This is a genomic window from Methanococcus maripaludis, from assembly GCF_013760955.1.
GTDB lineage: Archaea > AGJL01 > Methanococci > Methanococcales > Methanococcaceae > Methanococcus > Methanococcus maripaludis_A.
On sequence record NZ_JACDUL010000003.1, the window covers coordinates 199,372 to 216,852 of the forward strand.

The window sequence follows — 17,481 nt, forward strand, 5'->3', positions numbered from 1 at the left end:
GCATTAAATTAGTAGATCTTTAAGTGCTTTTGGCAATATTTTGATGATATCTGTTGAATTATAATAGTATCCAAACTCTTTTTCCAGCATATCTCCACAGTATCCGTTTATGTACGTTCCACAGCATGCTGAAGGAAATGCATCATTGCAAGAATAAATTGCACCGATAATTCCGCATAATATATCTCCAGTTCCCCCAACAGTCATTCCTTGGTTTCCAGTAATGTTCATTTTGATGCTATCAGAATTAAACACGATATCAGTACTGCCTTTTAAAACTACGGTTGACTTAAATTCTGAACTTTCGATATAATTTTCGATGTATTCAAATTCTTTTTTGTGCGGGGTAAATATAAAATTATTTCTAAATTCAAAATTTTCATAATCTATCAACTTTATTGCATCCGCATCAATAACTACTTTTCCATTTATTTTGTTAATGTAGGAATTTACAAACTCTTTTGTATCAGAATTTAAAGAAATCCCGCTTCCTAAAACCGTGCAATCGTAATTTTTAGACAGATTTAAAAGTTCTTCTACATTTTTATAGCCGATATAATCCCCATTTAATTCGTATGGCATTAATTCAGGATAATTTTTAACTGTATTCATAACTTTTGAAACTGAAGCAACTGTAACAATATCTGCAAATTTAGAAGCTGCAAGGGCTGAAAAAACAGGAGCACCGTGATATTCTTTTGAGCCCCCAATGATCAGCACTTTTCCATTCTGCCCCTTATGAGAATCGGGTTTTCTTTCGTTCAACAAGTGAAAATCCCCTTTTCCAATCATATTTTCAATATATCTTGGAATTCCAATACTTTTCACAACAAAATTTTTATTTTTATTTTCAAATTTTCGTTTGTGAAGTATAACTTCCAGATCGGACTTTAAATTTCCTGTTTGAATATCTACACTGAGTATTTTCAAATTTTCATAGTATTTGGACTTTAAAACATTTAAATAATCAACTATTATTGAATAAGGATTTTTTAAAGTTCCAATAACTCCTGTTCCAAGCATCGAATCAATTATCAGTACATTTTCATTTTTTAATTCCTTTTCAATCTGTTTTATTAACTCCATTACATTTTCATTTTCTAAAATATTTAGGTAATCCAGAGCACCAAAAAATTCCATATATTTTATGATGTTAAAGTTAATTTGAGTTTCAGAAGTTCTTATTTTTTGTTCATTTCCAATTAATACGACAAATGTAGCAAAATTATTCGCTAAGTGTCTTGCAATAACAAAACCATCTCCACCATTATTTCCAGTACCGCACAATACATACGCTTTTGAAAAATCAAAGTTTAAATTAACAATTTCTTCATAAACTGCCGTTCCAGCGTTTTCCATTAACTTTTCTTTTGAGATTCCGTACTGTTCAGAATTTTCGTCAATTACCTTGATTTCAGAAGAAGATACGTCGTTTTTATCATTAATCTTGAGTTTTTCTCTTAGCTGTTCGAATTTTAGAATATTTCCTCTTTTCTGAACGCATTTGATGTCTTTCATGCCTTTCAACACCTGAAAACTGAATTTATTATTTGACTTAAATCCGAAAAATTCATATATTAAATTAAACTGTAATTAGGTATTGTTAATTATTATTAATTATAATTATATTTATCAAAATATAACAAACCGAGGGATTTATATGAATACTATTGATGGAATATTCAACCCGAAATCAGTTGCAGTAATTGGTGCATCAGAAATTGAAGGAAAAGTCGGACAGTCAGTAATGAAAAACCTGTTAAATTTCAAACAACACGGTGGAAAAGTATACCCTATTAACAAAAAATACAATGAAGTATACGGGATTAAATGCTACGGTTCTGTTTTAGACATTCCTGAAACTCCAGACCTTGTAATTATATCAATACCTGCTGAATATGCAGTAGATGCTATGGAAGAATGTGGAAGAAAAGGAGTAAAATCGGCAATAATTATTACCGCAGGATTTGCAGAAACCAACAACCACGTGCTAGAAGACAGGTTAAAATCAATTATTGAACAGTACGGAATTAGAACAATCGGCCCGAACTGCCTCGGTGTGATAAATCTTCACAACCATTTAAACGCATCATTCAGTAAAGAATTTTCAAACATGGGCAATATCGCATTTATATCACAAAGTGGAGCAATTATGACTGCACTGCTTGATATTGCAAATTATTATAACCTTGGATTTTCAAAAATCGTGAGTATGGGTAACAAAATCGATGTTCAGGAATACGAACTATTGAATTACCTTGAAAATGACCCCCACACAAAAGTTGTGGCGCTTTATATTGAAGGTTTGAAAGATGAAAAATTCATAAGTGCTGCTAAAAAAATTTCAAGGAAAAAACCTGTAATCGTTTTAAAAAGTGGAAAATCCGAAGAGGGTGCAAAAGCTGCTTCTTCACACACCGGAAGCCTTGCAGGAAACAGTGCAGTATACGATGCAGCTTTCAAAAAAAGCCGTGTATTTAATGTGGAAAGCTTTGAAGACCTCGTAAATTTATTAAAGATATTCTCAGTACAACCCCCAATGAAATCCAAAAAGCTTGCAGTTATTACAAATGCAGGAGGATTTGGTGTGTTAGCAGCAGATTCTGTTGAAAATTTCGGATTGGAACTTGCAGAATTTTCAGGAACTACAGTTTCAGAATTGAAAAAATATTTACCAGATACATCAGGTATTTCAAATCCACTGGATTTAATCGGGGATGCCGATGTTGAGAGATACAAACACGCATTTGAATTAGTTGAAAATGATCCAAACGTAGATGGTTTACTTGCAATATTAACGCCTCAAGGAATGACTGATGCACTCGGCGTTGCAAGAGAACTTGTGAAACTTAAAAACTACATGATATGTAAAAAAGATAAAATTCCAATTGTTGCGTCATTCGTTGGAGGAACTTCCGTGTTAGAAGCAAGAAGCTACTTACAAGAAAAAGGAATTCCATCATTTATCTGCCCAGAACTTGCAGTTAAAGCACTAGCTTGTTTATACAGGCAAAGCCACCTCATGGACAAATACGACAGTCCGGAATACTTAAATGAAATCAGAGCTGAAATCTCGGATGCTAAAACTAACAACCAAGAAAAAATTGATGAACTACTCGCAAATCCAAATGAAAGCAACTCAAAAGAATTTTTAAAATTGAATGGATTTGCAATACCTGAAAAATTCGTTGCAACGACTAAAGATGACGCTAAAAAATACGCTGAATCATTAGGAAAAGTAGTAATGAAAGTTGTTTCAGCAGACATTTTGCACAAATCAGATGCAGGTTGCGTAATAATCGATCCAAGCGATGCATCAGAAGCATTTGAAACCATTATGAAAAATGGGGAAAAATACTTGTTGGATAGAAAAATCGATGGAATAATCGATGGTGTTTTGATCGAACAGTTTGTCACCGGAAAAGAGATCATTATTGGTGCTAAAAGAGACCCAGTATTTGGACCTGTTGTTATGACTGGACTTGGTGGAATATTCGTAGAAGTTTTAAAAGATGTTTCTTTTGGAATTACCCCGATAACAAAAGAATACGCTGGAGAAATACTCGAATCCTTGAAGTCGTACAAAATCCTTGAAGGAGTTAGGGGCGAAAAAAGAAGCGATATCGAATTTTTAAAAGAATTGATCGTTAGAGTTGGCGTTTTAATGGAAACCTACGATGAAATAAGTGAAATTGATATCAACCCTGCATTTATAAAAGAAGAAGGCCAAGGCGGATTCGTTGGAGATGCATTGATTATAACAAAAAAATAGAAAAAATAGGATATGCTGTTTTTAATCCCTTCCAGGGTTCTTAAATTAACAGCAGCCACCTGCTCCTTTTACTGCCAGGTATTTTCCGCTGAAAACGGATTTTTTCACGATGATATATACTTCGTTTAATACCTGTCTAGCCATTTTGTCGATAAAGATTCTGAAATCTTCATCGTAAATTTTTTCATCCGTTTCGACGATTTTGCTTGCGATGTCGATCCCGAACTTAGGACCACCTCAACCAAAACCTTCGAAAAACACGATCAAGTCTTTTGAACCAGTTTCGTTTATTTTTTCGTTTATAAACTCCATTGCTTCTTCAGAAATTGTTACAGGGATCATTCTCTCACCTATCTGTACACGAATATATTAGATTTTCTAATATATTAACATATAGCGGAAGTGTGTTTCAGGTACGAAAAGATAGCTATATATAAAAATTCAGTGAAAAGTAGTTATTATAACCGTTAATTTTCAATTCATACTTATTAATTTAAATTTTGGAGGCAATTATATGCAACAAATGGTTCCGGCATCAGGATACGATAGGGCAATAACCATATTCAGCCCAGAAGGAAGACTTTACCAGGTTGAATATGCTAGAGAAGCAGTGAGACGAGGAACCACTGCAGTTGGCATTAAGTGTAAAGACGGAGTAGTTCTCGCAGTTGATAGGAGAATTACAAGCAAATTAATCGACGTTTCTTCAATTGAAAAAATATTCCAGATTGACGACCATATTGTAGCCGCTACATCAGGTTTAGTTGCTGATGCAAGAGTTTTGATCGATAGAGCAAGACTTGAAGCACAGATGAACAGGATTTCATACGGTGAAGCAATCACAGTTGAAGCACTTGCTAAAAAAATCTGTGACATCAAACAGGCATACACCCAACACGGTGGCGCAAGACCATTTGGTTTAGCACTTTTAATTACTGGAATCGACAGACACAGTGCAAGATTGTTTGAAACTGACCCAAGTGGTGCTTTAATAGAATACAAAGCAACAGCAATCGGTTCAGGAAGACCTATTGCAATGGAAGTTCTCGAATCAAAGTACGACGAAAATATGACTGTTAACGAAGGAATGGAATTGGCACTTTACGCATTAAGCAAAACTACTGAAGAATTAAAGCCTGAAAACATTGACATGGCAATTGTAAAAGATTCTGGAAAATTAGTTGAAAAAATAAGTGTTGATGAAATTGAAAAAATTGTAAAAGCCGTTTACAAAAAAGTTGAAGCTGAAGAAGCAGAAGCTGAAAAAAATAAAGGCGAAGAAGATATTGAATAACGTAAATTAAGATAAATTCGAAATAATACCTAAAAAAACCCCTCATTATTGTTTTATTTATTGCGGGGAAAGGTATATAAATAAAAGAAGGGATAGATATGGTGTCATTGGACGATGCTGTTATAGCAAGGCTTCAATCACATGGGGAAAAATTCGAAATACTCGTGGATCCATACTTGGCAGCTAAATTTAAAGAAGGACAGCCAATAGGCATCTCAGAAGTCTTGGCCGCTGAAGCGGTTTATAAAGATTCTGGAAAAGGAGAAAAAGTTCCAGAAGATTTACTTTTGAAGATTTTTGAAACCTTGAATCCTTTGGAAATCGCAGAACAGATTCTAAAAAAAGGAACTGTTCAGTTAACGGCTAACCAGCGAAAAGAAATACAGGAACAAAAGCGAAAGCAAATCGTGTCTTTAATTTCGAAAAACACGATAAATCCTCAAACTGACACTCCCCACCCGCCGAAAAGGATTGAAAACGCTATGGAAGAAGCTAGAATCAGTGTTGATATTTATAAAAGCGCTGAAGAACAAATTCCTAAAATTATTAAGGAATTGAGGAAACTTTTACCCATTAAGTTTGAAAAAAGAGATGTTGCAGTTAAAATTCCCGGAGAATTTGCTGCAAATGCATACCATACACTTCATGAATACGGCGCAACCAAGCAGGAAGAGTGGATGGGCGATGGCTCGCTTGTTCTTGTAATCGAAATTCCAAGTGGTATTGAAAGCGAATTTTACATGCATTTGAACAAACTTACAAAAGGAACTGTTCAAACTAAAGTACTTAAAAGATATGACTAATCATTTTACGGATAGAAACAGGTGAAATAATGGTAGAATTTAGCCACACTAAAAAAATTGGTTCAGCAGGAAGATTTGGATCAAGATACGGTAGAAAAATCAGAGTAAGATTAAGAGACGTTGAAATTAAACAGAAAAAAGAATACAAATGTCCTGTTTGTGCATTCCCTAAATTAAAAAGAGTAGGAACCTCAATCTGGGTATGTGACAAATGCGGTGCAAAAATTGCTGGTGGAGCATACACCCCAGAAACTGGTGCTGGTAAAGTTGTTACAAAAGCTATCAGAAGAGTTATCGAAAGTAAAAGTAGAGAAATCTAATTTAATTATTTTTAAACCATTTATTTTTCATTTTAAGCTTTTTTAGGTGATATTATGGCAGAGTACAGATGTTCCAACTGTGGAAAAATTGTAACTCTTGATGAAATAGGATTAAAAGCTAAATGTCCTCACTGCAGTAACAGAGTTTTGATAAAATTAAGGCCTAAAATAGTTAAAAAAGTTCAGGCAAGATAATGATAATTACTACTTCCAGAAAACCTTCTCAAAGAACCAGAAGCCTTGTAAACGATTTAGCAAGGGTTTTTAATTTTGAAATATTAAACCGGGGAAAAATCCCTCTTTCTGAGCTAATCGAAAATAAGGCCGATATGATAATTGTAGAAGAACTAAAAGGCAACCCTGGAAGACTCAAAATATTTAATTTTGAAAATAATAAAATTCTTTCAATGAACCTATCCTTAAAACTTCAAAGAGAAGTTTCAGGAAAAGTTTTTAAAAACTCTGGAAAGTTGAGTTCGAAGTTTGATAGAAATACTGAAAATTTAAAAGAACTGTTTTTCGAATATTTATTCAAAAAATTGAGTAATTATGAAGAAGAGAGTTCTGATGTAGTGCTTACTTTTAAAACGGTTGATGAGTCCACATTCTACATTGAAGTTCACAAAGACTCAGAAAATTTAGGTCCAAGTTTAAAGATAAAGACCGTAAAGATACTCGATATTGAATAGTGTTAATATGGCATTTCCTAAATTTACCCTAAAACTAACTTTTGAAACTCCAAAAAAAGCCAGAATTATTTACGAATCTGTTTTTCCAGAACATGTCGCATCACAAGTTCGATCAAAATGTGAAATGGATCTTTTTGAAAATTCAATTGTTATATCTTGTGTTTCTGACGAATTGAGTATCCTAAAAGCATCGATTTACTCGTATCTTCGTTGGATAAAAGTTGCAGAAAGTATATATAAACTAACAGAAGATGAATAATAATTGATATATAAAATGAGTTTAAAAAATAAATTAAAACTAAAAGAGGATTGAAATCATGGAATTACCAGCAAATGTTCAAAATCAGTTAATGCAATTCCAACAACTCCAGCAACAGTTACAGATGATAATGTACCAAAAACAGCAGTTTGAAACACAATTAAAAGAAATGGAAAAAGCTATCGAAGAAATGGAAAAATCCGGATCCGACGAAGTGTTCAAAATGGCTGGAGGAATCCTCATTAAAAGAAACAAGGCCGAAGTAAAGGAAGAATTAAGCGAAAGAGTAGAAACACTCCAGTTAAGAGTAACTACCTTTGAAAAACAAGAAGAAAAAATGCAGAAAAGATACACTGAATTACAAGAAAACCTCCAAAAAGCAATGGGTCAAGGCCAATAAATTAATCAACTTTTTTATAACTTTTTTTTAGGTCTGCTTATGAAAAAAAAAATTGAAATATTAAAAGATTATCTGAAAAATGATGATATTTTATTTCTATGTCACCATAACGCGGATCCTGATGCAGTTGGTGCTGCTATCGGTTTAAAACAGCTTGCAAATAGCTTTTCTAAGAAAAAATCAAAAGAAAAAAATTTAAAAATATCTGCAGATTCAGTGAGCAAACTTTCAAGATCGATTTTAAATGAATTAAATGAAAATGTTGAAATCGTTGAGTATCCAAAACTGCCAAAAACTGTTTTTTTAGTTGATACTTCTTCGATAAATCAGGTGACGGTAAACTCTGAAGAATTATCCAATTCAGATGTTATTTTAATAGACCATCACAAAAAAACTGACCTCATAGATTTTTGCAAATTCTACATTGTTGATGAAAATTCAACTTCAACTTGCGAAATCGTTGCAAATTTGTTTAGGGAAATGAAAATCTACCCTCCAAAAAATATTCGAGTAGGACTTCTTTGCGGTATTTTATATGATACTAAACATTTGAAAATTGCAAAAGAATCGACATTCAATATAATCTCATGGTTAATGAAAGACGTTTCTTTTCAAAAAGTTCTTTATCTTTTAAGCCAGGAAAGTGACCCGAGCAAAAGAATTGCACATTTGAAAGCGTGCAGTAGAATGGAATTGATGGAACTTGATGGGTACACTATTGCAATATCAAATGCGAGTTCTCATGAAGCCTCTTGTGCAAAAACAATTGTTAGTATTGGGGCAGATATTGCATTCGTTGTTGCTGCAAGAAAACGGGATAGGGAAATTAGAATAAGTGTAAGATCAAGAAAATCCATTTCAAAAAAAGTCCACATGGGCGCCCTAATGGAAAGAGTTGCAAAAATTTTAGATGGGCAGGGTGGTGGACATGCTGAAGCTGCTGGCCTAAATGCTCCATGGGATAAAGAAAAAACAAAAGAAGAAGCAATTGATTCTGTTCTTTCTGTCTGTATCAAATCTCTTGAAGAAGAATTAATAGGTGTATAAAATGTCTGAAAAAAGCCTTGAAAAAAGTGAAATTTTTGATTCATACTTTAAAAATTTAAGTGATAGAGAAAGAGCTGTTTTTGAAGGTGGAATTTCTCTTGGAGCGCTTTTCCACCAGTTTGTTGGAACGCCAGTTAGTGAAAAAACTAAAAAAAGTTTAGAACTTGCAATGTCTGAATCTTTGAAAAACCAGCCATTTATTGAAGATGTTTCTGTATCAATTGTTGGCGAAATTGAAGATGGAAAATATGTTTCATTGACTGGTGAAATGCTCGATGTATTATTAAGTGTAAAAACAAAAGAAAATAACGCTATTTTAAGATTACAATACATTAAAGAACTCGATTATCCACTAATGTACGTTGAAAAAATTTAAAGGTGAATATTATGAAAGTTGTAGTTCCAATGGACATGGATACCATTTCAGAAGTTGAATCTGCAAAATATTTTTTAATATTTAAAATCGAAGAAAAAGAAGTTGTTGATACAAAAACTCTTTTAACTCTTGAAGAAATGCTAAAAGAAAAACCAAGTGCAATTATTTTAAATAAAAACGAAAAATTTAACGGAAAAATGGAAAGTTATTTCTGTGAAAAGAACGATGTTGACGTTTGCATTTTAGAATTTATCGAAGGAAATTTAGAAAAAATAGAATAATTAATTTTCTACTAATTTTATTCCGTATCCGTCAGCCCAGTACGGCCCTTCACTAGTGCCCTTACCTGCGAGCATGTCAATTATTGAAGGTTCCGTGTTATTTTCTACAAAGTATAAATTTTCAGAGTCTCCAGTTCCATAAGCTGTTCCATACTCCCTCGGAGGGGATATGTAATAAAGTCCAGAATATCTTATTATCTGTTCAGGTTCATCTTGAACGTATTTTCTGACCCGGAAGTTATCGAAGTATATGTTTTGAGTATAGTCGAATGTTGCGTATTCATAAGATCCTACAGAAGTACCCAATAGTAAATAGTTATCAGAGAAAATCTTTTTTAGTGTATATCTTATTTCGTTTGTAAATTCTACGCCATCTAAATAATAATCTAAATTTATAAAACTTACACTAACGGTTGCAGCAGGTGTTTCGTTTATTTTCAATTTTAAATAGTACCAAGTATTTTCCTGAACGGGTAATGATGAATCTACCAATTCAAGACGATCAACGTCTGTACTACTGGATGCATATTCTTGCGAAATCCAGAAGTTTGATGAAAAGCCGTCAATATCAGATTCAAAACCCGACTTTGAATATACATAAACGTTTTTATTATCATCATAAATTCCCCCAAGATCTGCGGTGTAAAAACTTTCGGGGTGGTATGCATATGTAGGTTCAGCATTAGGATCTACAAAAAATCCAGTCATGACATTTGGAGAACTTTCCCCATCAGAATTATTACCTTTTGCATTGACTTCCACAATGTATTCCGATAGACCATAATGAGTCATATCATTGTCGGATATTACTTTAGCAAATATGGGTGCATTTTCACATTTTACCATTTTTTCATTATATGCTGAATTTAATACACTATCCAAACTATCATTTTCCCAAGTTCCTGAAACATTTGTTGTGTGAAATATCGTTTCCGAATCAAAATCACTTTCTAAATCTTCAAAACCTTCAAATAGTTCAAACACATCATCGCCATTGGAAACTCCGGTTCCTGTTGGAGTTATGTTAATATAATTAATCCCCGTTGTTAAATTTCCTTTTAACCAGATTATTGCTTTTTGATCCCTCAAATCATCATCAGTATAACTCCAGTATTCTACCCAGTAAGGAATGGAATCACCATCTTCATCAATAAATTTAATTCCACTACCATTGTTATTTTCTGAAAAATCAAAGTTATTATCGGTTAAAACTACTTTGAACTGGTAATCAGTTAAATCCGAAGAAGAATTTATTTCAATTAAATTTTTAGTCGTTTTTACGTAGTGGTATGCACTAACGATAGTTTTTACCGTAATTTTCTGAGATTCTGAAACATTTTTGGAATCATATACATTTTCTTTTGCAAGGTAATATTCCAAATCATAGTCTACTTTAAACGTAAATCCATCAATCATGGTTATATTCGTAACTTCAAAATCGTAATCCATACCATATTCCGAGGACTCGTTTTTGATGCTTTCAAGATTTCCATTTATTTCAGATTCGAGTAAATATGTTAAATTTCCTAAAACACATGATTCGTTTTTATAAAAATCACCCGACTGAATTACTTCCAATTCCATGTCATTTAAAACCTTGTTAAATGCAATTGGAATCGATGTTTCCACAACATGTTCTAAAGAAGAAGATTTCAAGTCGACTGATGTTGCAATGGTTTCTGTTATAATCTGGTCTTTTTGAAGATCTATTGTTGTATAGATCATAGTTGCGGTTAACATCATCAAAAGAACCAGCGTTACAGTGGTGTGTGAAAGATACATAATTATTCACCATATACTTTTAGAGAAACGTCTATTGATTCACTGTTGTTGTAATAATAAATTGTTTTGTTATATTCTGAATCGTACGTTCCAAGTGCAATGTATGCAATATTTTCATCGATATATGGTCCAGTAGGTGTTATATTTTGACTTATTGTTTCGTTCCAGTAAAAACCATACCAGCCTTCGCTTCGATTAATAATCACAATAGTTGAAACTAAAACAAATTCATCCGTGGGGTTAGACTCATCTATGGTCCAATTTCCAATATGGAGTTCATAATTATCCAAAATTACCTTATTTTTAATTAGGTTCTCTGCTGCAACGGGTTCATTATTATTTTTAAGAAGTAGCGCTGTTTCAATAGTTCCGTCGGTTACCAGTTCCTTTAACTGGGAAGAAACCTTGTCGTGAAAAATATTGGTTTTGATGGTATCACTATAAACTCCCCCGTGTTCTGCGAGAGAGGATGTGTAAAATGCCATTCCCACAGTGAGAATCACTATTGCAATTGCCATGTCGCTGTCAAATATCATCAAACCACCATTATTGTGCCATATCGACTTTTAACGTTACATTGTATGGTTTTAATTTTAAAATATAAAATGTGGATGTATCGTTGCAGTAAATATTTATAGTCACATTTCCTAAATTTTCTTGAATATCCAGAACTTTTATTTCATTTGACTTATATGAAGATTCATTATATGTGTTCAAAACTTTTTCAAATTCTGAATTTTTTTCTGTTGAAGTTACACTTGATTTATAGGGCACGCCATTTACCAAAAAGGTTACATTTGTATCCAAACTTGAAGACACATTTATTGAATCAATTTTTGAAGAACCGTTTATTGCAAAATACAATATTTCTCCTTCTGAAACGTTTTGGGATGTTTGATCTGCTTCAAAATAGCCCAAAAGTGTTGGAACATAAAGATTTTTTTCCTTCACATAAATATTTCGAAGGGAATATTCTGGATCCGGATTTGGAATGTCGTCAGTAACATCGCCTAGTCCAATTCCAGAACTATTATATTCTTCAACATCAATATAATAACTTAAAGTTTCTGTTTTAGTATAAACAATTAAAGGATCGTAACTTCCAGGTATCTTTTTAAAACCATAATGGCGAACTGCGACGTCTTCTAAAAATTCATGGTAATCATGCGTGTAGTATTCAGAAGGAAAAAGATAATCTTTAAAAATCATGTCTGAAATTAAATTTGCTTTTTCAAATCTTTCTAAATCTCGTTTTTGCTCCTGGTTAGTCAAATTTACATGCGTATACGTAAAATATCCCATGTAAAATACGGCTACAAACAAAATTACAACTGCAACAGCTTCATATGTAAAAATATATCCTTTTTTGGAGCATAATTTTGATTTTAAGGTCATATTATCACTTGAACTTTTTTAAAATTACTAAAATCGCAAATATTGATAAAAAATTCATTTCTAAAGTAACTGGAAGACTCAGTAACGATTTAGACGGTGTTTCAGATATACAAATATCTTTAAATGAGTAATATCTTGTTTCATTTAAATTAGAACGAATTTCGATTATATTTTTTCCATTTTGAAGTTTTGAAGTAATATCATAACTTGCAACAGGCTTATTTTTTAGGCCAAACCATATACCATTTTCTTTTGAATACGTTTCAATTTGCTCATTGTTTAAATAGAATGTAATCTTGTATACTGGATTACTGCCAATATTACCATAATGGGTATATCTTAGAATATAACTGTAGTTTTCTAGTTTATCGATATCAAATGATTTTGTTACGGTATTTTTAGTTGAGCTTACGGTTAAATCCCCAACATTTGTAGCATTTACCGAAGAAAACATGAGCATCAATATAAATAACACTAAAACTTTCTTTAATATAAATTTTTTTTGAAACATTTTTTACCCGAAAAATGTTTTTCGCATATATAATTTATATTGATAAATTAAATCATAAAGCTAGTCATTTGAATTTAAAAATTAAAAAGGTTATTTAATAGTGACAATTAATTCTTTTGAAACGTAAAAATTCCCAAAAGACATATTCACGATATTTGAAGGAATAGTATTTACCGAATTATCCATTCCGTTACAAGTAATATTTACAAAATCGCCGTTCGAATCTGATTCGGGCTTGAATGTAATATAAGTGGTGCTATTTACATGTATAGATTTATTTGAAAGTACTATTGTATAATTTAGGTTACCAATCGGTTCAAATGTTGCATTCACAGTAACGTCTTTTGAATATGCAGTAATTGCATAATTTTCAAAACTATCAAGTATTGCATGCCCTCTTTCAGCAGTTTCTGAATCTTTAAATGATTTTGCCATGTTTAATACATTTTGACCCATTAATGCAAAAATCAATAAAAGAAAGAGCATTGCAAGTATAAAATCAAAAGAAACCTGTCCTTTTTTAGCTGATGGTAATCTTAACATTGTTATCATTCCTTGTTAAATTAACACTCAGTATTTTTAATGATTCTACAGTATAAGTTCCAGTATTTAGGTCTATTGAGGTATTTGTAGAAATATTAAATCCATTTCCCGTAATTCGAATAGTTCTGTTTCCAAATTCCCAGTTTGAAGGGGGAGATTTTACATAAACCATTTTATACGACCCACTGCCAGAAACAGAAAGTAGTTCAATATTTGATTTAACTTTTGAAAGTGCAGCATGGGCCAAACTTGCCGAAGATAACTCTACAGATTTGTTCAATCCAAAAATTCCGGGGGTCATTGTAGATACAACAATGGCCACAAGAAGTGCTAAAAATAATACGATAAATTCTACTGAAACCTGTCCTTTTGACATTTTAACATTCCTCAAAAATTAAAAATAGGTATTTAAAGCATCCAGATATCTTGTGTGTCCTCTTCTTCAGCATACCAGTACATGCTGTAAGAAAAACTCAGCTCCTGATCTGATGAAGTGGTATATACGAGAGCGGGAACATCAAATGTTTTGTAAAATCCTGGACTTAAATCAAATGCTGGAACGAGTGTACTATCAAGTAACGTCGATCCATAACTGCTTAATTCGTTGTGGTCATTTACCCACTCAGAGTATGAATCTACCCAGGTATTTACGGAATATTTGCTGATAACTTTATCACATTTGCTGTAATCTTTTAAAACTATTGGTGCAGGTACCAATATACTCATTACACCAATATCTTTTTTTTCTACAGAACCCCTTACATAAAGCTTGAAATTATCGAGTTCTATTCCCTGTTGTTTGGATGCAGGAATTATTTCGCTTAAGTCGATAAGTTTTGTCTTCGGATATGCTGCAGGACCTACTATTTCCATTGTTCGAACTACCCCATCATCGTCCTCATCATCATCCTCTGTTGTCGTTAATATATCAGTACTTGTAGAATACATCTTTATTTTTGCAGTTGTATAGGGCGGTAGCCAAAAACCTTCCTGGCCATTTAAGTTAGACCGTGGGGTAATCACCACAGTAACTTCGTCCGTAGATGATTCTTCATCGTCTTCCCCATTTGTTAAAGTCATGAAGTTTTTTGATGTTTTTAAATCTTTATCGATATACTCAATTTCTTCAGGGATCGTTATAAATATAGAATAAGGACGCATGTTTGTAATTTCCCCAGTTAAACTCCAATATATGTCCATGTTAGCAACATTGGTTTCAGAATGGACATTTGGAATTATTGATATTAAAAGTAAAAAAATAGTTAGATATTTTATATTGATTATTTTCATCAGTTACCACCTGCTGCTTTTACAATGAATAAGTTCTCACTGTTTACTGCAACCAAGTTTGAAACTTTTTCGGATGGAACTGCAACTATTAAAAGGTAGTTTACATTTTCATCAAATATTTGAGTATTATCTTCAATTTTATTAAGTCTTTCACCATAGCTCCCAAATTTCTCAATAACTGTTGCCATATCTAATTTATCAGCAGCAGTTGCGTGAAGAACTCCTGGCAAATTGTTAAGACTGTATGATATTGATGAAGTACTTTCAACTGTCGATTCACTTCCTTCATCATTTACAACGTTTGATACTGATCTTTCTTCACTGTATCCTATGTCTGGAAGAACCACATAAGAAGAATCAATTACTGCATAAGCAATTGGTGCTTCAGGCGTGTTTTTGTCGTATACCAATATTGAATCTCCAGAAAGGGGTATTTTACCACACTGTCTTGAAGATACAACAACTGTAAGTTTATTTAGGTTTGATATCGGAGTTACACTAAATTCTTTGAGTTGCATTATTCCCATCGACTCAGTGATGTCCAAAACATCCTCTTTGGTCATGAAGTATTCTTGACCGGACATCTCAACATAGAAATAAGCATCTCCTGAAGTTATCGTTTTTTCGAGTGACTTTTCGAGAATGGCTTTTACTTCATCCTCTACATTTGCTTGCTTAAATAATCCATCGACTTCAGCAGTTGAATTTGCGCTGTTTATTTTCCTCTCGAGCTCATTTGCATTTACGCTACTTTCGTAATATTCCCCATACATGTCCTTAATCTGACTTATGGCCAACGTCTTATACTGCTTTATTTCCAGATAAGATTGTGCATCATCCAAAATACGCTCTATATCCTTTTCGTCCTGACTTTGCTGTATTTTTATAACGTATGCTATCTTTTGAGGGTCGCTTGGATATTCAAAAAATAATTTATCGATTGTATCAATTGCAACCGCCCTATTATTTTCTAATTCCTCGACTTCCCTGTTTTTTGCAGTGAAATAAATATTATAAACCTCAAAAATCACAATAACCGAAACCACAATAACAAGTGCCATCCTAAGTTGTTTCGGAGGTATCCTAGAAGATTTTTTTGATTTGCTTTTCAAACTCTTCAATTTACCACTATACTCTTCAGCAGGCATAAACTCCCTCCTTCCAGAAATCATAACAATGAAATTAATAAATGTGGATATTGAATATATTGTCGAGATGTTTTAAATATATTTTCTATTGTTTCTAAGATGATTTATTGTTAAAAATTTAAAAATAGTTTCTAATTTAAACCTGCCCAAGATATATTAAAATCATACTTTGTTGTATCGATATTTTGGGAATCCACAACATAATTTTTTATAAACGCCCCAGTACTACTTGGAACAGGCGTTGTATTTGTAATGTAAACCGTTATATTTGCATAGGTATTACCGGCCTTGTCCCAAGTCATTCCTGCATATATAATTGTTCCATCAAGTTCTGTTCCATTATATCCTGAATTTACAAGAGAAACCGCAGTTTTTGCACCCAGATCTATTTTATCGAGAGTTCTTGTTCCTTCGTCAAATGAGGACGTTAAAAAATAGGTAATTGTTATTGTAGATATCAAAAGTATCGAAAGAACGATTATTGAAAATTCAAAAGATATCTGGCCCCTTTTAGAACTTTTCAACATTTTATCCCACCAAATAAGTTATAAATCCCAAGTTTAGTGCAATAATTACACAGTAGGCTACAAGAACAAATGGAACAAACGGGTACGTTGTTAAAACATTTAATTCTCCAATAATTTTCCCTTCACTTTGTAATTTATGTAATAGTTCCAAATTTTCATCTGAAAGACCTTCCCCATCAGTCATTAACGATTTTCCTTCGGTTTTTCCCATTTCGCCATAAACCATGTGTTTAAATCGTTTCAAAATATTTGCATTCTCAACAGTTACTTCGCCGTTGTCTTTTATAGTTACAATATCTCGAATTATATCTCCTTCTTTTAATTCATCGATTTGCTTTTTTGAAGAGATTTCAGCACCCGTTAAGGCATATATTACCAGCGAAATTAATGAAAGCTGTCCAATGTATACGAAAAATAAAACAAATACATTCTCAGATACAAAATACGAAGGATTAATTAAATAAAATCCAATTAAATAAATTGGCGTGAAATATCCGAGTTTATTGGATATAACCCGATATTTTGGGATTTTTCTTGAGATAATTATCGATAAAATCACATAAATCCAGAGTATTATCTTTGTATTCCCAATAGAATATATTTCGGTAATTGAAACTATTATTCCAATAACCATTGCAAGGTATGCAGACGAAGGGATAATATCCTTCCAGTAATTTTTTAATATTTTAGTCATTGGAAAAATTGCTGCAAATAATGCGCTTAAACCAATTAATATTAAAATATCTTTCGGAACGAAATATATAGTTTCTGCTGCGAAAATTGGGGATATTGCCGTAAACATTTTAACGTCTCCACCACCCATGCCGACTCCAAGAATTAAACATAAAATTAATGTTGCAAAAAACGAAATTATCGCATCAAACCCGAAAAAATAATACCCGATTGGCAGATTAACAATTAACATCAAAATAATTACAAAATGAGGAATGATTCGCTCTTTAATATCTGTAAATGTTGCAGTTAGTATGAGTAAAAAATTGAGTAAATAAACTCCTAAAATTAAATTATCAAACCCAAACATGA

General features: G+C 32.5%; 23 protein-coding genes. 11 read left to right on the forward strand and 12 right to left on the reverse strand.

Features of this window, described 5'->3' with window-relative positions; genetic code table 11:
* Positions 1-3: 3 nt before the first annotated feature.
* Positions 4-1,518: a bifunctional ADP-dependent NAD(P)H-hydrate dehydratase/NAD(P)H-hydrate epimerase gene (locus tag HNP90_RS06365; protein ID WP_012067787.1), complete on the reverse strand. Its 1,515-nt coding sequence runs from the start codon at positions 1,516-1,518 to the stop codon at positions 4-6.
* A 142-nt stretch (positions 1,519-1,660) separates the two neighbouring features.
* Between HNP90_RS06365 and HNP90_RS06370 the strand changes: the two genes are divergently transcribed.
* The gene (locus tag HNP90_RS06370) at positions 1,661-3,772 is read left to right on the forward strand and encodes an acetate--CoA ligase family protein (RefSeq protein WP_012067786.1); all 2,112 of its coding nucleotides are present in this window, start codon (positions 1,661-1,663) and stop codon (positions 3,770-3,772) included.
* A 45-nt stretch (positions 3,773-3,817) separates the two neighbouring features.
* Here the strand turns inward: HNP90_RS06370 and HNP90_RS09480 are convergent, their stop codons facing one another.
* Positions 3,818-4,114 (reverse strand): iron-sulfur cluster biosynthesis family protein, encoded by a 297-nt coding sequence (locus tag HNP90_RS09480; protein WP_309500993.1) that lies wholly within the window; start codon positions 4,112-4,114, stop codon positions 3,818-3,820.
* Positions 4,115-4,286: 172 nt separating this feature from the next.
* Between HNP90_RS09480 and psmA the strand changes: the two genes are divergently transcribed.
* The 10 genes from psmA (at position 4,287) to HNP90_RS06420 (ending at position 9,241) form a co-directional block, all read left to right on the forward strand.
* Positions 4,287-5,066 carry an archaeal proteasome endopeptidase complex subunit alpha gene (gene psmA / locus HNP90_RS06375; RefSeq protein WP_012067784.1) on the forward strand — a complete coding sequence of 260 codons (780 nt, stop codon included), beginning with the start codon at positions 4,287-4,289 and terminating at the stop codon, positions 5,064-5,066.
* A 98-nt stretch (positions 5,067-5,164) separates the two neighbouring features.
* Entirely contained in the window at positions 5,165-5,869 is a 705-nt protein-coding gene (locus tag HNP90_RS06380; protein ID WP_012067783.1) for a ribosome assembly factor SBDS, read from the forward strand.
* A 29-nt stretch (positions 5,870-5,898) separates the two neighbouring features.
* On the forward strand, positions 5,899-6,189 hold the full coding sequence (gene rpl37A / locus HNP90_RS06385; protein ID WP_012067782.1) for a 50S ribosomal protein L37Ae: 291 nt from the start codon (positions 5,899-5,901) through the stop codon (positions 6,187-6,189).
* Positions 6,190-6,243: 54 nt separating this feature from the next.
* Positions 6,244-6,384: a DNA-directed RNA polymerase subunit P gene (locus tag HNP90_RS06390; protein ID WP_011869173.1), complete on the forward strand. Its 141-nt coding sequence runs from the start codon at positions 6,244-6,246 to the stop codon at positions 6,382-6,384.
* Entirely contained in the window at positions 6,384-6,878 is a 495-nt protein-coding gene (locus HNP90_RS06395; protein WP_012067781.1) for an rRNA maturation protein, read from the forward strand. The genes HNP90_RS06390 and HNP90_RS06395 overlap by 1 nt, the downstream gene beginning before the upstream one ends.
* A gap of 7 nt (positions 6,879-6,885) precedes the next feature.
* Positions 6,886-7,137: a KEOPS complex subunit Pcc1 gene (locus HNP90_RS06400; protein ID WP_012067780.1), complete on the forward strand. Its 252-nt coding sequence runs from the start codon at positions 6,886-6,888 to the stop codon at positions 7,135-7,137.
* Between the two features lie 58 nt (positions 7,138-7,195).
* Positions 7,196-7,537, forward strand: a complete 342-nt coding sequence (locus HNP90_RS06405; RefSeq protein ID WP_012067779.1) for a prefoldin subunit beta — start codon at positions 7,196-7,198, stop codon at positions 7,535-7,537.
* Positions 7,538-7,576: 39 nt separating this feature from the next.
* Positions 7,577-8,584, forward strand: a complete 1,008-nt coding sequence (locus tag HNP90_RS06410) for a DHH family phosphoesterase (RefSeq protein WP_012067778.1) — start codon at positions 7,577-7,579, stop codon at positions 8,582-8,584.
* Between the two features lies 1 nt (position 8,585).
* Entirely contained in the window at positions 8,586-8,960 is a 375-nt protein-coding gene (locus tag HNP90_RS06415) for a dihydroneopterin aldolase family protein (protein WP_012067777.1), read from the forward strand.
* Between the two features lie 11 nt (positions 8,961-8,971).
* Positions 8,972-9,241, forward strand: a complete 270-nt coding sequence (locus HNP90_RS06420; RefSeq protein ID WP_012067776.1) for a hypothetical protein — start codon at positions 8,972-8,974, stop codon at positions 9,239-9,241.
* Here the strand turns inward: HNP90_RS06420 and HNP90_RS06425 are convergent, their stop codons facing one another.
* The 10 genes from HNP90_RS06425 to HNP90_RS06470 form a co-directional block, all read right to left on the reverse strand.
* Positions 9,242-11,023: a DUF2341 domain-containing protein gene (locus HNP90_RS06425; RefSeq protein WP_012067775.1), complete on the reverse strand. Its 1,782-nt coding sequence runs from the start codon at positions 11,021-11,023 to the stop codon at positions 9,242-9,244.
* Between the two features lie 2 nt (positions 11,024-11,025).
* Positions 11,026-11,559, reverse strand: a complete 534-nt coding sequence (locus HNP90_RS06430; protein ID WP_012067774.1) for a hypothetical protein — start codon at positions 11,557-11,559, stop codon at positions 11,026-11,028.
* Between the two features lie 10 nt (positions 11,560-11,569).
* Positions 11,570-12,418: a hypothetical protein gene (locus tag HNP90_RS06435; RefSeq protein ID WP_012067773.1), complete on the reverse strand. Its 849-nt coding sequence runs from the start codon at positions 12,416-12,418 to the stop codon at positions 11,570-11,572.
* A gap of 4 nt (positions 12,419-12,422) precedes the next feature.
* Positions 12,423-12,929, reverse strand: a complete 507-nt coding sequence (locus HNP90_RS06440) for a hypothetical protein (RefSeq protein WP_012067772.1) — start codon at positions 12,927-12,929, stop codon at positions 12,423-12,425.
* A gap of 90 nt (positions 12,930-13,019) precedes the next feature.
* Positions 13,020-13,472, reverse strand: coding sequence for a hypothetical protein (locus tag HNP90_RS06445; RefSeq protein ID WP_012067771.1), 453 nt, complete (start codon positions 13,470-13,472; stop codon positions 13,020-13,022).
* Positions 13,450-13,848, reverse strand: coding sequence for a class III signal peptide-containing protein (locus tag HNP90_RS06450; protein ID WP_012067770.1), 399 nt, complete (start codon positions 13,846-13,848; stop codon positions 13,450-13,452). The genes HNP90_RS06445 and HNP90_RS06450 overlap by 23 nt, the downstream gene beginning before the upstream one ends.
* Before the next feature lie 32 nt (positions 13,849-13,880).
* Positions 13,881-14,762 (reverse strand): hypothetical protein, encoded by an 882-nt coding sequence (locus HNP90_RS06455; protein ID WP_012067769.1) that lies wholly within the window; start codon positions 14,760-14,762, stop codon positions 13,881-13,883.
* Positions 14,762-15,910 (reverse strand): DUF515 domain-containing protein, encoded by a 1,149-nt coding sequence (locus HNP90_RS06460; protein ID WP_011977609.1) that lies wholly within the window; start codon positions 15,908-15,910, stop codon positions 14,762-14,764. Before HNP90_RS06460 ends, HNP90_RS06455 begins: the two co-directional genes overlap by 1 nt.
* A gap of 131 nt (positions 15,911-16,041) precedes the next feature.
* Positions 16,042-16,437, reverse strand: a complete 396-nt coding sequence (locus tag HNP90_RS06465; RefSeq protein ID WP_011977608.1) for a class III signal peptide-containing protein — start codon at positions 16,435-16,437, stop codon at positions 16,042-16,044.
* Position 16,438: 1 nt separating this feature from the next.
* Positions 16,439-17,479 (reverse strand): A24 family peptidase C-terminal domain-containing protein, encoded by a 1,041-nt coding sequence (locus tag HNP90_RS06470; RefSeq protein ID WP_011977607.1) that lies wholly within the window; start codon positions 17,477-17,479, stop codon positions 16,439-16,441.
* Positions 17,480-17,481 lie beyond the last annotated feature (2 nt).

Coding starts and splice junctions, on each gene's coding strand:
- HNP90_RS06390 (WP_011869173.1), top strand. CDS start 6,244: ATGGCAGAGTACAGATGTTCCAACTGTGGAAAAATTGTAACTCTTGAT.
- HNP90_RS06465 (WP_011977608.1), bottom strand. CDS start 16,437: ATGTTGAAAAGTTCTAAAAGGGGCCAGATATCTTTTGAATTTTCAATA.
- HNP90_RS06410 (WP_012067778.1), top strand. CDS start 7,577: ATGAAAAAAAAAATTGAAATATTAAAAGATTATCTGAAAAATGATGAT.
- HNP90_RS06435 (WP_012067773.1), bottom strand. CDS start 12,418: ATGACCTTAAAATCAAAATTATGCTCCAAAAAAGGATATATTTTTACA.
- HNP90_RS06365 (WP_012067787.1), bottom strand. CDS start 1,518: ATGAAAGACATCAAATGCGTTCAGAAAAGAGGAAATATTCTAAAATTC.
- HNP90_RS06430 (WP_012067774.1), bottom strand. CDS start 11,559: ATGATATTTGACAGCGACATGGCAATTGCAATAGTGATTCTCACTGTG.
- HNP90_RS06415 (WP_012067777.1), top strand. CDS start 8,586: ATGTCTGAAAAAAGCCTTGAAAAAAGTGAAATTTTTGATTCATACTTT.
- HNP90_RS06470 (WP_011977607.1), bottom strand. CDS start 17,479: ATGTTTGGGTTTGATAATTTAATTTTAGGAGTTTATTTACTCAATTTT.
- HNP90_RS06425 (WP_012067775.1), bottom strand. CDS start 11,023: ATGTATCTTTCACACACCACTGTAACGCTGGTTCTTTTGATGATGTTA.
- HNP90_RS06440 (WP_012067772.1), bottom strand. CDS start 12,929: ATGTTTCAAAAAAAATTTATATTAAAGAAAGTTTTAGTGTTATTTATA.
- HNP90_RS06445 (WP_012067771.1), bottom strand. CDS start 13,472: ATGTTAAGATTACCATCAGCTAAAAAAGGACAGGTTTCTTTTGATTTT.
- HNP90_RS06395 (WP_012067781.1), top strand. CDS start 6,384: ATGATAATTACTACTTCCAGAAAACCTTCTCAAAGAACCAGAAGCCTT.
- HNP90_RS06405 (WP_012067779.1), top strand. CDS start 7,196: ATGGAATTACCAGCAAATGTTCAAAATCAGTTAATGCAATTCCAACAA.
- HNP90_RS06420 (WP_012067776.1), top strand. CDS start 8,972: ATGAAAGTTGTAGTTCCAATGGACATGGATACCATTTCAGAAGTTGAA.
- HNP90_RS06400 (WP_012067780.1), top strand. CDS start 6,886: ATGGCATTTCCTAAATTTACCCTAAAACTAACTTTTGAAACTCCAAAA.
- HNP90_RS06450 (WP_012067770.1), bottom strand. CDS start 13,848: ATGTCAAAAGGACAGGTTTCAGTAGAATTTATCGTATTATTTTTAGCA.
- HNP90_RS06380 (WP_012067783.1), top strand. CDS start 5,165: ATGGTGTCATTGGACGATGCTGTTATAGCAAGGCTTCAATCACATGGG.
- psmA (WP_012067784.1), top strand. CDS start 4,287: ATGCAACAAATGGTTCCGGCATCAGGATACGATAGGGCAATAACCATA.
- HNP90_RS06455 (WP_012067769.1), bottom strand. CDS start 14,762: ATGAAAATAATCAATATAAAATATCTAACTATTTTTTTACTTTTAATA.
- rpl37A (WP_012067782.1), top strand. CDS start 5,899: ATGGTAGAATTTAGCCACACTAAAAAAATTGGTTCAGCAGGAAGATTT.
- HNP90_RS06460 (WP_011977609.1), bottom strand. CDS start 15,910: ATGCCTGCTGAAGAGTATAGTGGTAAATTGAAGAGTTTGAAAAGCAAA.
- HNP90_RS06370 (WP_012067786.1), top strand. CDS start 1,661: ATGAATACTATTGATGGAATATTCAACCCGAAATCAGTTGCAGTAATT.